The organism is Nonomuraea sp. SBT364 (assembly GCF_001083785.1).
Taxonomy (GTDB): Bacteria; Actinomycetota; Actinomycetes; order Streptosporangiales; family Streptosporangiaceae; genus Nonomuraea.
On the sequence record NZ_LAVL01000112.1, the window covers coordinates 1 to 13,775 of the forward strand.

The 13,775-nt window shown below is 71.7% G+C and carries 12 protein-coding genes; 6 read left to right on the forward strand and 6 right to left on the reverse strand.

The window, feature by feature from the left end; genetic code table 11:
- The coding region (locus ADY59_RS33750; RefSeq protein ID WP_049570981.1) for a hypothetical protein at positions 1-1,117 on the reverse strand (1,117 nt) is incomplete at its 3' end.
- A 1,052-nt stretch (positions 1,118-2,169) separates the two neighbouring features.
- Between ADY59_RS33750 and ADY59_RS33755 the strand changes: the two genes are divergently transcribed.
- Genes ADY59_RS33755 through ADY59_RS33775 form a run of 5 tightly spaced genes read left to right on the forward strand, consistent with a single transcriptional unit; the run spans position 2,170 to position 7,441 of the window.
- On the forward strand, positions 2,170-3,405 hold the full coding sequence (locus ADY59_RS33755; protein ID WP_049570984.1) for an ROK family transcriptional regulator: 1,236 nt from the start codon (positions 2,170-2,172) through the stop codon (positions 3,403-3,405).
- Positions 3,402-4,202, forward strand: a complete 801-nt coding sequence (locus ADY59_RS33760) for an ABC transporter permease (RefSeq protein ID WP_049570987.1) — start codon at positions 3,402-3,404, stop codon at positions 4,200-4,202. The genes ADY59_RS33755 and ADY59_RS33760 overlap by 4 nt, the downstream gene beginning before the upstream one ends.
- A complete protein-coding gene (locus ADY59_RS33765; protein WP_049570990.1) occupies positions 4,199-4,969 on the forward strand; it encodes an ABC transporter ATP-binding protein in 771 nt (256 codons plus the stop codon). The genes ADY59_RS33760 and ADY59_RS33765 overlap by 4 nt, the downstream gene beginning before the upstream one ends.
- 37 nt (positions 4,970-5,006) lie before the next feature.
- Positions 5,007-5,975 carry an aliphatic sulfonate ABC transporter substrate-binding protein gene (locus tag ADY59_RS33770; protein ID WP_049570992.1) on the forward strand — a complete coding sequence of 323 codons (969 nt, stop codon included), beginning with the start codon at positions 5,007-5,009 and terminating at the stop codon, positions 5,973-5,975.
- Positions 5,972-7,441 (forward strand): sulfatase-like hydrolase/transferase, encoded by a 1,470-nt coding sequence (locus ADY59_RS33775; RefSeq protein ID WP_049570994.1) that lies wholly within the window; start codon positions 5,972-5,974, stop codon positions 7,439-7,441. Before ADY59_RS33770 ends, ADY59_RS33775 begins: the two co-directional genes overlap by 4 nt.
- A gap of 1 nt (position 7,442) precedes the next feature.
- Here ADY59_RS33775 and ADY59_RS33780 read toward each other — a convergent pair whose 3' ends face one another.
- From ADY59_RS33780 to ADY59_RS33795, 4 genes are all read right to left on the reverse strand, one after another.
- The gene (locus ADY59_RS33780; RefSeq protein WP_049570996.1) at positions 7,443-8,723 is read right to left on the reverse strand and encodes an MFS transporter; all 1,281 of its coding nucleotides are present in this window, start codon (positions 8,721-8,723) and stop codon (positions 7,443-7,445) included.
- 70 nt (positions 8,724-8,793) lie between these two features.
- Positions 8,794-9,198, reverse strand: a complete 405-nt coding sequence (locus ADY59_RS33785; protein WP_049570999.1) for a hypothetical protein — start codon at positions 9,196-9,198, stop codon at positions 8,794-8,796.
- A 67-nt stretch (positions 9,199-9,265) separates the two neighbouring features.
- Positions 9,266-10,156, reverse strand: a complete 891-nt coding sequence (locus tag ADY59_RS33790; RefSeq protein WP_049571001.1) for an aldo/keto reductase — start codon at positions 10,154-10,156, stop codon at positions 9,266-9,268.
- On the reverse strand, positions 10,147-11,031 hold the full coding sequence (locus tag ADY59_RS33795) for an NAD-dependent epimerase/dehydratase family protein (protein WP_049571004.1): 885 nt from the start codon (positions 11,029-11,031) through the stop codon (positions 10,147-10,149). The genes ADY59_RS33790 and ADY59_RS33795 overlap by 10 nt, the downstream gene beginning before the upstream one ends.
- Before the next feature lie 71 nt (positions 11,032-11,102).
- Here ADY59_RS33795 and ADY59_RS33800 point away from each other — a divergent pair, with 71 nt between their 5' ends.
- Positions 11,103-11,993, forward strand: a complete 891-nt coding sequence (locus ADY59_RS33800) for a LysR family transcriptional regulator (protein ID WP_049571007.1) — start codon at positions 11,103-11,105, stop codon at positions 11,991-11,993.
- Here ADY59_RS33800 and ADY59_RS33805 read toward each other — a convergent pair.
- Positions 11,990-13,651, reverse strand: coding sequence for a class I adenylate-forming enzyme family protein (locus ADY59_RS33805; RefSeq protein ID WP_049571009.1), 1,662 nt, complete (start codon positions 13,649-13,651; stop codon positions 11,990-11,992). The two genes, ADY59_RS33800 and ADY59_RS33805, sit on opposite strands and share 4 nt — an antisense overlap.
- Positions 13,652-13,775: the final 124 nt, after the last annotated feature.

The window sequence follows — 13,775 nt, forward strand, 5'->3', positions numbered from 1 at the left end:
GGGTGAAGGGGTTGGGGGGCTGGGCGGTCCAGCGGTGGAGCCGGGCGTGGGCGGTCTGCTTGGTGATGCCGTCCTCGACGATCTTGCCGTCCTTGACCACGTAGAAGCGGCCGTCGTCCAGCGAGGCCAGGCCGTACTGGCCGCCCGACTCCCAGCCGCGGATGCCGGTGTCCGGGTCGTGGAGGCCGGCGGCGGCGAGGGGGAGGAGGGCGCCCTGCTCGGGCTGGGGCTGGCCCTCGATGGGCCCGGTGACCGGCTTGGCCGAGGCGTCGACGGTGAAGAGCGAGTAGTTGGGGAAGCCCGGCTTGACGCCCTTGTAGGCGGCCATGAGCCAGGTGCCCGTGTGGCCGTCGTACTCCAGGTTCTGCACGCCGTACGTGGTGTTGCCGGTGCGGACGAAATACTTGCCGGCGGGGGCCTCGGGGCCGGCGGTGTGCGGGGCAGCCTGGGTGAGGGGCCGCTCGTACTTGCGCCACTGGTTGATGTCGTACTGCAGGAGGACCTGGTGGTCGTTGTCCTGGCGGGAGGTGTTGGAGTAGATGCCGTAGGCGACGGTGAGCTTCTGCTTGCCGTGCCGCTTGCCGAACTCGGGGCCGAACGCGACGCCGTCGATGCCGCTGCAGCCGTAGCGGTGGTCGGGGGTGTTGGCCACGTTGCCGTCGAAGACGCCGTCGCCGTTCATGTCGGCGCTGTAGTCGGCCACGACCTCCTTGAGGTAGACGGCCTTGACCACGTCGGAGTCCTCGGCGTCCATGCCGAGGCTGGTGATGCGGTCCACGTCGAAGATGGCGATGTAGAACGCCTGCGCGTCCTTGTACTCCAGCGAGCCGTAGACGCGGCCGTCCTGCCGGTTGAAGTCGAGGTCGCCCAGGTGGCCGGTGAAGCCGGTGACGGAGCCGACGGGCTTGCCGGTCAGATCGGTCTTGACGAGAAGGTTGGTGAACGAGAAGTACATGAAGCCCTTCTTCTCGTCCACCGCGATCCCCTGGACGTGCCCTGCCTGCCAGGCCCCGCCGAACACCTCCGCCGGGAAGGACGGCCGGCCGGCCGCGTGGGCGGGGAGGGAGACGAGGGCGGTGGCCGCCAGAGCGGTGGCCAGTACGTGTGCGACCCGCATGTGTTGCCTTTCAGGATGTTCCTTGACGAACCCGGACAATAGGACGTCGCGGAAGATCCTTACAGACTTCTGCACGGACAGTCCATGTCCGGTGGTCAAACTCCTGGTGGCGGAGGTCGTGGGAGGACGGCCACCCGAAGATTCCCTCGGGTTGTCTGGGGGAGGGGGCGACGCCCAGCACCCGACCAAGGCGGGCCAGCGTCGCCTCGTAGAGCGGGACGGCGCCGTTGAGGCGGGCCCTGTAGCGGTTCCAGCCGTCGCCGGCACCTGGCCCTCCCAGCCGAACTCCTCGCCGCCGTCGTGCGAGACGGCCAGGGCGGTGGGATGGGTGGTGGCGCCGACGGCGTAGACGTCGCCGCTCGCGTCCCGGTGTACGGTTCGGCGTCGCCGGCGAACAGGTAGTGATCCCGCCGCAGACCAGGACGTACGGCTCCTTGACCCCCTCGGTGCCGGTGGACGCGGCCGTCAGGACGGGACGCCGGGGGGAGGTCGAAGCGCGAGGGGTGGGCGGCGGTCAGGCCGTCGACGCGCCCGCGGTCGTCCGCCGGGTCGGCGTACGAGATGAACAGCCGGTTGCCGCCCGACGCGGTGCGCGTCAGGCAGAAGCGTTCCGTCGAGGAGGTGCCCAGCTCGTCCTTGTGCACCGACCACACGTCGGTGAAGCCGACACCGTCGGAGGGGACGGCGCTGCGGTACGTCAGCCAGAAGCGCTCGCCGTCGTGCAGCACGCCGGCGCTGCCCGCCCAGTCGCCGGGCTCGTCGCGTTGCGGGCGCAGCACGACGGTCGCGCCGGCGGGGTCGATCGGGGGAAGGGGGGCATGGGTCCTCGCAGGCGGAAGCGGGCGGCCCGCCAGGACCGCCGTGATATTTGCTCAGGTTGCGAAATTAACCCGCCGTTCGTCACACCCCGCAACCCTTGTTACGCGAACGTTACGGGACGTACACGATCACCTGCAGGGGCATTTGGCCTGCTAAAAGGCGAAATTTCGGCCCCCAAACCGTTTTTTCCGGGTTATTGACCAAAAAGAGCCCGGCTCGGCAGACTCTGCCGTATGCCCGGTCCACTCTCACAGTTGCGCCGCGGGCACGAGGAACTCGTCCTCGGCCTGTTGCGCCGGCACGGCCCGCTCAGCCGGGGCGAGCTCGGCAAGCATTGCGGCCTGTCCCGCACCACCCTGTACGACATCCTGGCCGAGCTCGTGGCCAGTGGCGCGGTCGTCGCCGCCACCCAGCAGGAGGCGCCCCGAGGCCGCGGCAGGCCCGCCGAGACGCTCACCCTCAATCCCGACGCCGGCCAGGCCATCGGCATCGACTTCGCCCGGCGCGCCGTGCACGTCGCCGCCGTCAACGTGGCTCACGAGGTCGTCGGCTCGGCGAGCGAGCCGCACCCGGCCGGCCTGCCCTGGGAGGAGCGGGTGGAACTCGCCGCGCGGCTGGTGCGCGGCCTGACCGGCGCCCACGGCGGCGGCGCGCTGCGGCTCGGCGCGCTCAGCGCGATCGGCGTGGGCGTGGTCGGCCCGGTGGGCGGCCCCGGCGACGACCCCAAGGGCCATGACCGGCTCGCGGGCCTGCTGCGCGAGCGCTTCGGCGTGCCGGTGCTCGCCGACAACAACACCAGGCTGGCGGCGCTGGCCGAGTCCATCTGGGGCGCGGCCACCGGCGTCGAGGACGTCCTCTACCTGCGGCTGTCGCATGGCGTCGGCGGCGGGCTGGTGGTCGGCGGGGCGCTGCACCGGGGCGCGTACGGGCTGTCGGGAGAGTTCGGCCACATCACGGTCGACCCGGCGGGCGCGCGCTGCGACTGCGGCGGGAGCGGCTGCCTGGAGACCGTCGCGTCGATAAGAGCCGTGCTCGATGCCTACCGCGCCGCGGGCGGGCGCGCCGAGGACGTGCCGGAGCTGGTGAAGGCGGTGCGCGAGGGCGACGCCGTCGCGCTCGGCCTGCTGCGGGAGGTCGGCTCGCGGATCGGCGCGGTGCTCGCCGCGCTGTGCAACGCGATCGGCCCGAGCGTGATCGTCGTCGGCGGCGAACTGGCCGAGACCGGCGTCGCGCTGCTGGAGCCGATCGAGGAGAGCCTCGGCGCGCAGATCATGCCCGTCACCCGCAACCGGGTGAGCCTGCGCCGGGCCACGCTCGGCGAGGCCGCCGGCGCGCTCGGGGCGATCGCCCTGGTCCTGCATGAGTCGCCCCTGCTGTCCCGCTATCCGGCGGACGGCGACGAGGGGGAGAGACGTCCGGCGGCGCCGGACCGAGCGGAGGAACCCATGAATCCTGCGAGGCGGCCATGACCGCGATCTCCGCGCCGCAGCGCAAGGCGGCCGGGCGGGCCGAGGGCAGGCGGCCGCGTCGCTCGATCGCGCTCAACCTGGTCGCCGTCGTCATCGGCCTGGCCGTCTGGACGCTGCTGGCCTCGGTCGGCGTGCAGGGCATGCCCGGCCCGGCCGAGGTGGCGGCCAGGGCGGGTGAGCTGATCGCCGACGGCACGCTGGCGCTGGACGCGCTGGCCAGCCTGCGCCGGGTGCTGCTCGGCTTCCTGCTCGGCACGCTGCTGGCCGTGCCGGTCGGCTTCCTGATGGGCTGGTACGCCACCGCGCGCGGCCTGCTGGAGCCGTACGTGCAGTTCTTCCGCACGATCCCGCCGCTGGCGATCATCCCGCTGGCCATCGTGCTCATGGGCATCGGCGAGGTGCCCAAGGTCTTCGTGATCTTCCTGGCGTCGTTCCTGTCGAGCGTGGTGGCCACGTTCCAGGGCGTGGTGGACGTGGACAAGACGCTCATCAACGCCGCCCGGGTGCTCGGCGCCTCGGACCGGACGATCTTCCTCAAGGTCGTGGTGCCGGCCTCCACGCCGTTCATCCTGGTCGGGATGCGGGTGGGGCTCGGCTCGGCGTGGGGCACGCTGGTCGCCGCCGAGCTGATCGCCGCCCAGGAGGGGCTCGGCTTCCGGATGCAGCAGGCCCAGCTCTACTACGACCTGTCCACGATCTTCGTCGGACTGATCGCCATCGGCGTGCTCGGCCTGCTGATGGACCGGCTGCTGCTCCTGGCCGAGCGACGACTCACCGACTGGCAGGAGCGCCGATGACCACCAAGATCTCCTTCAGGGACGTCGTCAAGACCTACCCCATGCGCGAGGGCACCTTCACCGCGCTCGACCACGTCAGCCTGGACATCGCCGACCAGGAGTTCGTCACCGTCGTCGGCCCGTCGGGGTGCGGCAAGAGCACGCTGATGAGCATGGCCGCCGGCCTCGTCGAGCCGTCGTCGGGCGAGGTGCTCGTCGACGGCGACCCGGTCAGCGGCCCCGGCCCCGACCGCGGCGTGATCTTCCAGCAGTACGCGCTCTTCCCCTGGCTGAGCGTGCGCAAGAACGTCGAGTTCGGGCTGAAGCTGGCCGACATCCCGGGCGCGGAGCGCAGGCGGCGCGCCGAGCGGGCCATCGAGCTCGTCGGCCTGTCGGACTTCGCCGACGCGCTGCCCAAGACGCTGTCCGGCGGCATGAAGCAGCGCTGCGCCATCGCCCGCGCCTACGCGGTCAACCCGAAGGTGCTGCTCATGGACGAGCCGTTCGGCGCGCTGGACGCGCTGACCCGGGTACAGCTCCAGGACCAGCTCCTGCACACCTGGAGCCAGGAGCAGCGCACGGTCATGTTCATCACCCATGACGTGGACGAGGCCGTCTACCTGGCCAGACGGGTGATCGTCATGGCCGCCAGACCGGGCCGCGTCCAGCAGATCATCGACGTCGACCTGCCCTACCCGCGCACGGAGGAGATCCGCCTCTCGCCCGAGTTCGGGCGGATCCGCAACGAGGTCTGGCACTCCGTCTACCACCAAGCTCCCGCGGCCTGATCGGCCGACGAAACCCCCCGGAAAGGACGTACCCGCCATGCGTGTGCTTCGCCGCGCCCTGACGGCCGCCACAGCGGTGATCATGATGTCGCTGTCCGTGACCGCGTGTTCCGAGGACGGCTCCACCGTCCGCTTCGGCTACATCAGCGACTACAACGGCGCCAGCCTGCTGGCGATCGCCGACAAGCAGGGCCTGTGGGAGAAGCAGGGTCTCACCCCCGAGATCAAGGTCTTCACCAACGGCCCGCTGCAGATCCAGGCGCTCGGCGCGGGTGACCTCGACTTCGGCTACATCGGCCCGGGCGCCATGTGGCTGCCCGCCTCCGGCAAGGCCAAGGTCGTCGCCATCAACACCCTCGCCTACGCCGACCGGGTCATCGGCCGCCCCGGCATCGCCACCCTCCAGGACCTGAAGGGCAAGAAGGTCGGCGTCCCCGAGGGCACCTCCGGCGACATGGTCCTCAACCTGGCCCTGCGGCAGGCCGGCATGACCGTGAAGGACATCGAGAAGGTGCCGATGGACCCGGCCACCGTCGTGTCCGCGTTCGCCGCCGGTCAGATCGACGGCGCCGGCATCTGGTACCCGCTGATCGACACGATCAAGGCCAAGGTGCCCGGCACGGTCGAGCTGGCCAGCACCAAGGAGTTCCCGGACAACTCCTTCCCGACCGCGTTCGTCGGCGGCAACGAGGTGGCGCCCGAGCTCACCGAGAAGGTGCTCAAGGTGCTGCAGGAGGCCAACGACTGGCGCGCCGCGCACCCGGACGAGGCGGTCGCCGAGGCCGCCGCCCTGCTCAAGCTCGACACGGCCAAGGTCCGGGCCGACGCGGCGAACGTGCGGACGATGACCACCGCCGACCTGGTCGCCAAGACGAAGGACGGCAGCGTCGGCAAGTGGCTCGACAGCCTGGGCGAATTCTTCGTCAGCACCGGCCAGCTCCCGTCGGCGCCCGACCCGGCCACCTACTACACCGGTGACCTCTACACGAAGGCCTTCAGTAAGTGAACCTGCTGTTCCTGATGACCGACCAGCACCGCGTCGACACGCTGGGGTGCTACAGCAACCCGCACGTCGCCACGCCGAACCTCGACCGGCTGGCCGGGACCGGCACGCGGTTCGACCGTTTCTACACGCCCACCGCCATCTGCACGCCGGCGCGGGCCAGCCTGCTCACCGGGCAGGCGCCGTTCCGGCACCGGCTGCTGGCGAACTACGAGCGCAACGTCGGCTACCTGGAGGACCTGCGCGACGACGCCTTCACCTTCCCCACGGCGCTGAAGGAGCGCGGCTACCAGCTCGGGCTGATCGGCAAGTGGCACGGCGGCACCCACCGCAACGCCGCCTCCTACGGCTTCGACGGCCCCGACCTGCCCGGCTGGCACAACCCGGTCGACCACCCCGACTACCTGGCCTACCTCAAGGAGCGGGACCTGCCGCCCTACCGGATCTCCGACCTGATCCGGGGCACGACGCCCAACGGCAACCCCGGCAACCTGCTGGCGGCGCGGCTGCACCAGCCGGTGGAGGCCACGTTCGAGCACTACCTGGCGACCCGGGCCATCGAGCACCTGGACCGGTACGCGGCCACCGGGGAGCCGTTCTTCCTGGCCACCCACTTCTTCGGGCCGCACCTGCCGTACCTGCTGCCGGACGAGTACTTCGACCTGTACGACCCGGCGCTGGTCGAGCTGCCGCCCTCGATCGCCGAGACGTTCGAGGGCAAGCCGCCGGTGCAGCGCAACTACAGCGAGCACTGGACGTTCGACACGATCCCGATCGAGGTGACGCGCAAGCTGATCGCGGTCTACTGGGGGTACGTGACGCTCATCGACCAGCAGATCGGCCGCATCCTGGACCGGCTGGACGAGCTCGGGCTCACCGATCGCACCGGGGTGTTCTTCACCGCGGACCACGGCGAGTTCACCGGGGCGCACCGGCTGCACGACAAGGGACCGGCGATGTACGAGGACATCTACCGCATCCCCGGCATCATCCGCATCCCGGGTGCGCAGCCGCAGGTCAGGGACGAGTTCGTCACGCTCACCGACTGCACGGCCACGATCCTCGACCTGGCCGGCTGCGACACCTCCCCGGCCGTCGACAGCCGGAGCCTGGTGCCGCTGGTGCGCGGCGAGCGGCCGGAGTGGGCCCCCGAGCTGGTCGCGGAATTCCACGGCCACCACTTCCCCTACCCCCAGCGGATGATCCGCGACGGCCGCTACAAGCTCGTCGTCAACCCCGAGTCCGTCAACGAGCTGTACGACCTCGAAAGCGACCCGCACGAGCTCGGCAACCGCTACGAGCACCCCGAGCTGCACCCGGTCCGGCGGCGCCTCATGCGCAGGCTGTACGACCTGCTCCGGGAGCGCGGCGACAACTTCTACCACTGGATGACGCCCATGTACGACATCGGCGCCTCGGACTACGACCCGAGCCTGAGCGCCTTCGAACCGGAGGGCACCACGGCCTGATCTAGGCGGGCATCTCCTGGGCGCGGCGCGCCCGCTCGGCCAGCGCGTGCTCGTCGGTACGCGCGTCGTAGCGGCGGAAGGCGGGCAGCACCGCGCCCAGCAGCGCCACGGCGCCCACGCACATCAGCCCGCCCAGCCCCAGCGACAGCCTCGGCCCGCCGAACTGGCCCATGAGCGACGCCCTGGCGTTGCCCAGCATCGGCCCGGTGGAGTACGACAGCAGCTCGATGCCCGCCATCCGGCCGCGCATCTCGTTCGGGATGGTCTGGTTCCACATCGTCATCCGGAAGATGCCGCTGATCATGTCGGCCGCGCCGGCCACGGCCAGGCAGGCGAACAGCGCCCAGAAGTCCGGGATCGCGGCGGCCAGCGCCACGGCGACGCCCCACACCGACGCGGCCACGATCACGCCGAGCCCCTGCCGGTGCACGCGGGCGGCCCAGCCGCCGGTCAGCGAGGCGATCAGGGATCCGACGGCGCCCGCCGAGTAGAGCAGGCCGACGGCCGACAGCGCCCCGTACTCCTCGGCCAGCCCGGGGAAGAGCGAGGTCGACATGGCGAACACCATCGCCGCGATGTCCACCAGATAGGTCCCGACCAGGTCCTTGCGGCCGGCCGCGTAGCGCAGCCCGTCGAGCAGCGACCTGACCGAAGCGGGCTGGGCGTCCTCGGCCGGCGGCCGGGAGGCGATGCGCCACAGCAGCACCAGCGACAGCAGGAAGCTGAGCGTGTCGAGCCCGTAGGCGAAGGCGGGCCCCCAGGTGGCCACCAGCCAGCCGCCCAGCGCGGGGGCGGCGATCGCGCCGAAGTTCCACCGCAGGCTGGTCAGCACCGCCGCGGCGCCGAGCTGCTCGTGCTTGACGACCTGCGGGATCAGCGACTCCATGCTGGGCCGCTGCAGGCACGAGATGCCCATCGCGAGCGCGCCGACCACGTACAGCACCCAGATCTGCGGGTCCGGCAGCATGGCGTTGACCATGAGCGCGGCCGTCGTCACGGCCAGGCCGGCCTCGCTCAGCAGGATGATCTTGCGCCGGTCGAGGGAGTCGGCGATCGCGCCACCCCACAGGCCGAACACCACCATGGGCACGAACTCCACCAGGCTCATCAGGCCGACGGCCACGTAGGAGCCGGTGAGCTGCCACATCTGGAACGGCAGCGCGACCATGGTGATGAACGTGCCGAACATCGTCACGACACCGGAGGCCATCAGCAGCCGGAAGTCGCGGGAGTCGCGCAGCGGGCCCACATCCGGAATGAGCTGGCTGAGCAGGGATTTCATACGATGGCGCACAGGCGACGATTGTCGCCGCCCGCGCGCCTTCCAGGCAAACCGTTTTCCGCCCCGGCAGTCAGCGGAGCTTGCGCAGGCCCATGATCTGCAGCTCGGCGAACGCCCCCACGACGAGCGCCTGGGCGATGGCCCACACCGCGCCGATCGTGGTGAACTCCACCAGCCCGGTGACCACGGCGGCGACGCTGGCGAGCGTCCAGGCGATGTTCAGCCCGATCACCGCCCGGGTGCCCGCCCGGCTGACCGTGCCGCGGCCGGCCAGGATGCCGACGGCCGCGCCGTACACGAGCAGGAACACGCCGATGCCGCGCAGCAGGCCCGCGTCCGGCCCGAGCAGGTCGCTCACCAGGCCGGCGGCGGCGAGGTAGACCAGCCCGTTGACGCCGGTGACGACGGCGTCGAGGGCCAGCACGAGGCGCAGGAACTTGGCGCGGCCGGTGGTGGCGACGGTGATAGTGGTCATCTCGCTTCTCCTTCAAACGTTTCTGTCCGACACCGCAACCGTGCCACCGCGGGCGTAGTCCGCGCGATTACGCGGGAGGTAATGGGGGCTCCCCGTCCCCGTCCGGGCGGGGACGGTTCAGGCGGGCGAGCTCGCCAGGGGTGAGCGTCAGGCCGGCGGCGGCGGCCGAGTCCGTGATCGAGGCCGGCCGGGTCGCGCCCGGGATGGGGATGACGCGGGGCCCGAGGGCGAGCAGCCAGGCCAGGCAGACCCGCTGCGGGCTGACCCCGCGTTCCCGGGCGATCTCGTGGAAGGCGGTGCCGCCGGCCGGCGCGGAGGTTTCCAGGGCGCTGCGGGAGATGCCGCCGAGCGGGCTCCACGGCAGGAACGCCAGCCCGAGCGAGTCGCACAGCCGCAGCTCGGGCTCGCTGTCGCGGACGGCGGGGGAGAAGCGGTTCTGCACCGACACCAGGCGCTCGCCCAGCTCGCGGCGCGCCTGGAGGATCTGCTCACGGTCCACGTTCGACACGCCGATCATGCGGATCTTGCCCTCGTCGTGCAGCTCGCGCAGTACCCCGACCGACTCGGCGTACGGCACCGCCGGGTCCGGCTTGTGCAGCTGGTACAGGCCGATGGCCTCGGTACCGAGGCGGCTCAGCGAGGCCTCGCAGGCGGCCCTGAGACGCCGGGGGTCGCCGTTCACCGTCCAGGAGCCGTCGCCGGGCCGCCCGCGCCCGCCCTTGGTGGCGACCAGGACGCCGTCGCGGCCCCGCAGGGCGCGGGCGACGAGCAGCTCGTTGTGGCCCTCCTCGCCGGCGTGCCAGTGGTAGGAGTCGGCCGTGTCGATCAGCGTGACCCCGGCGTCCAGCGCCGCGCGGACGGTGGCGGCGGCCCGCTCCGGGTCCGGCCGGCCCTCGATGGACAGCGGCATCGCGCCCAGTCCGACGGCGCCCACGCGGACGTCCCCGATCACGCGCATGCCGCCGCCTCCTCCGCCACGCCGGGCAGCCACTCGCGCAGGTGCGAGAAGCCGAACCCGAGCCGGCTCGCCCGGCCGTTGTCCAGGCCGTAGGAGCGCTCGAAGGAGAACGGCGAGACCTCGTCCCCGGTCGTGTAGACGGCCCGGCCGGCCCCCGCGGCGGCCAGTGCCTCACACAGCCCGAACACGTCGAGCTCCCCGTCCGAGCAGGCGTTGACCGGCCCGGTGAACGACGCGCGCATCGCCCACAGGAGGAACGCGGCGATCTCCACGTCGCTGATGAACGTCGCAGGGCGCGGCCGCCCATGCACGACGATCGGGACGCCGTCGCGCATCCGCCGCGCGTAGTGGCCGAGCCGCCCGGTGAAGTCGGCGCCGCCCAGCACGTGCGCGGTCCGCACGGCCACCACCTCGAACGGCGGCCGGGCCGCCAGGACCGCCTCCGCCTGCCGCTTGCCCTCGCCGTAGTGGGCCTCCAGATAGCCCGGGTCGTGCCACGGCAGCTCCGGCCGGACCGGCCGGGCCCCCACGTCGACCGCGTCCTCCGCGCAGGGACCGTCGTCCAGCAGGTCGTACACCTCGGCCGTCGAGGTCATGACGTAGCGGCCGGTCCGCCCGGCGAAGACGCGCCGGGCGGCGGCCGCCTGCCGAGGGGTGTAGCAGACCTGGTCGAGCACCACGTCGAAGGATCGGCCGGCGAGCGCCGCCCGCAGGCCGTCCTCGTCGTCGCGGTCGGCGATCACCTGCCGCACCCCCTCGGGAGCGGGGCCGGAACCGCGGTTGACGACCGTGACGCCGACCCCCTCGTCGCGCAGCCGCTCGACCACCCGCCTGCCGAAGTACCGGCTCCCGCCGATCACGCACACACTGTCCATGGGCACAGCCTCGCGGGACTACAGTCATCAGCGGTAGTGGTGATCTGCTTATCCGGTCGTAAGGAACACTGATGATCGATGTCCAGCGTCTGCGGGTGCTGCGCGAGGTCGCCCGGCAGGGCAGCTTCAACCGGGCCGCCGCCACCCTGCGCTTCACCCCGTCGGCCGTGTCTCAGCAGATCGCCGCGCTCGAACGCGGGCTCGGGATCCCGGTGGTCGAGCGCAGCACCCGCGGCGTCACGCTCACTGCGGCCGGTCGCACGCTGGTGGAGACCGCCGACGCCATCGCGGCCGAACTGGCCGACGCCCAGGAACGCATCGACAGGCTCTCCCGCGAGAGAGCCCGCTTCACCGTCGCGGCGTTCGCCAGCGGCGGCCGGCGGCTGCTGCCGCCCGCGCTGGCGGCGTTCGGCGCCCGGCATCCCGAGGTGGAGCTGACGATCCTGGAGCGCGAGCCGGAGGACGGCCTGCCGCTCGTCCGGGAGGGGCGTGCCGACCTCGCGCTCGCCTACCACTTCGACGGCCCGCCGCCCGCCGTGCCCGGCGACCGGTCCGGGCTCGACTGGACCCCGCTCACCGCCGACCCGCTGCGGGTGGTGCTGCCGGACGGCCATCCGCTCGGCGGGCGCGCCGCCGTGCATCTGGCGGAGCTGGCGGGGGAGCGCTGGGTGCTCGGCTGCCTCAAGACCGCCGGCCTGATGGACCGCTACGCCGCGCTGGCCGGGTTCGAGCCGAGGATCGCGTGCGCCGCGACCGACTACCTGTTCGCCCAGTCGCTGGTCGGCGCGGGCGTCGGCGTCGCGCTCATCCCGAGGATCGCGCTCACCGACACGCCCGGCCTGGTGGCGGTGGCGCTGGAGCGGCCCGCCCCGACGCGCCACATCGGCGTGGCCACGCCGCGCCGCCATCGCGGCTCCGCGCAGCCGTACGTCGAATCGCTGCTGGAGCTGCTGGGCGGTTAGGCGCTCAGCACCTCCCTGCGCAGGTGCGTCTTGAGGATCTTGCCGCCGGGGTTGCGGGGCAGCTCGGTGTCGCGGAACCACACGTGCGCGGGGATCTTGAACTTGGCGATCCGGGCGGCGAGGAACTCCTTGAGCTCCTCCGGCGTGACCGAGGTGCCCGGGGCGGTGCGGACGACCGCGCCCACCTCCTCGCCGAGCTCGTCGTGCGGCACGCCGATCACCGCCACGTCGTCGACCGCCGGATGCTCGAACAGGGCGGCCTCCACCTCGGCGCAGTAGACGTTCTCGCCGCCCCGGATGACCATGTCCTTGGCCCGGTCGACGATGTAGACGAAGCCCTCCTCGTCGATCTTGGCCAGGTCGCCGGTGTGCAGCCAGCGGTCGACGAACGTCTCGGCGGTGGCCTGCGGCTTGTTCCAGTAGCCCAGGATCACGTTGGGGCCGCGCAGGCAGAGCTCGCCCACCTCGCCCGGCGGCAGCTCGTTGCCCATCGGGTCGACCACGCGCACGTCCACCACGGCCGTCGGCCGGCCGATGCTGTCCGGCCTGGCCTGGTAGTCGGCGCCGCCGTTGCCGATGGCCAGCGCGGTCGTCTCGGTCATGCCGTAGCCGTTGGACGGCGCCCGGTTCGGCAGGTTCGTGGTGATGCGCTCCAGCAGCTTGGGCGGGGCGGGGGCGCCGCCGTAGCCGAGCGTCGTCAGCGAGGACAGGTCGTGCTTGCCGAAGTCCGGGTGCGACATGAGCTGCCAGGCGTTGGTCGGCACGCCGATCATCGCGGTGACCTTCTCCCGCTCGATCAGCTCCAGCGCCTGCTTGGGGTCCCACTTGTACATGAGCACCAGGCCGCCGCCGCTGAACATGGTCGTGGTCAGCGCCGAGAAGCAGCCCGTCACGTGGAACAGCGGCACCGTCAGCAGCGTCACCCGCCGCACCGCGGCGGCCTCGGCGTAGTCCTTGCCCGCCATCGTCACCGCGCGCATCAGCCCGTAGGCGACCGTCATCGGCGACTGGCCCAGGTTGCGGTGGCTGCCCAGCGCGCCCTTGGGGCTGCCGGTGGTGCCGGAGGTGTAGAAGATCGTGGCCGGGTCGTCGGCGAAGAGCTCCGCCTCGGGCAGCGTCACGTCGGGCTTGGCCTCGCCCAGCACGTCCTCGAACGACCGCGCGCCCTCCGGGACCTCGCCCCGGGCGACGATCATCGGCACGCCGGTGCCGGCCAGCCGGGGCGCTCGCTCGCCGTCGGCGATGAGCACCTTGGCCCCCGAGTCGCTGACCCCGTAGGCCAGCTCCTTCTCCGTCCACCAGGCGTTGAGCGGCACCGCGATGGCCCCGGCCGCGAGGGCGGCGGAGAAGGCGATCGACCACTCGGGATAGTTGCGCATGGCGACGGCGACCCGGTCGCCCTTGCGGACCCCGTACTCCTCCACGAGCCGGTTGGCCAGCGTGGCGGCGCGGCGGAAGTGGTCCTCGAACGTGAGGTGCTCGTCCTCGTAGACCAGGAACACCTTCTCGCCGTGGAAGCGGCTCGTCTCCAGCAGCACGCGGAAGTTGGCGGGGGCGTGCTTCCACGTCCGTATCCCGGTGTCGCCGATCTCCTCGATCTCGAAAAGCTGGCCGGGGCCGGTGAGCTGGGCTTGCACCTCGGCGTGCGAAAGGGTCATTACGCAGAACTCCCGCAGTGAACGGCTATCGGATAAATCACAGTACCGACCGGTTAGTACGTCGCGCTAGACCAATGTTCCGTTGTTCGGGTCTCGACATGTGGGACGGCGAGACGCCTCGACT

Coding starts and splice junctions, on each gene's coding strand:
- ADY59_RS33755 (WP_049570984.1), top strand. CDS start 2,170: ATGCCCGGTCCACTCTCACAGTTGCGCCGCGGGCACGAGGAACTCGTC.
- ADY59_RS33760 (WP_049570987.1), top strand. CDS start 3,402: ATGACCGCGATCTCCGCGCCGCAGCGCAAGGCGGCCGGGCGGGCCGAG.
- ADY59_RS33765 (WP_049570990.1), top strand. CDS start 4,199: ATGACCACCAAGATCTCCTTCAGGGACGTCGTCAAGACCTACCCCATG.
- ADY59_RS33770 (WP_049570992.1), top strand. CDS start 5,007: ATGCGTGTGCTTCGCCGCGCCCTGACGGCCGCCACAGCGGTGATCATG.
- ADY59_RS33780 (WP_049570996.1), bottom strand. CDS start 8,723: ATGAAATCCCTGCTCAGCCAGCTCATTCCGGATGTGGGCCCGCTGCGC.
- ADY59_RS33785 (WP_049570999.1), bottom strand. CDS start 9,198: ATGACCACTATCACCGTCGCCACCACCGGCCGCGCCAAGTTCCTGCGC.
- ADY59_RS33790 (WP_049571001.1), bottom strand. CDS start 10,156: ATGCGCGTGATCGGGGACGTCCGCGTGGGCGCCGTCGGACTGGGCGCG.
- ADY59_RS33795 (WP_049571004.1), bottom strand. CDS start 11,031: ATGGACAGTGTGTGCGTGATCGGCGGGAGCCGGTACTTCGGCAGGCGG.
- ADY59_RS33800 (WP_049571007.1), top strand. CDS start 11,103: ATGATCGATGTCCAGCGTCTGCGGGTGCTGCGCGAGGTCGCCCGGCAG.
- ADY59_RS33805 (WP_049571009.1), bottom strand. CDS start 13,651: ATGACCCTTTCGCACGCCGAGGTGCAAGCCCAGCTCACCGGCCCCGGC.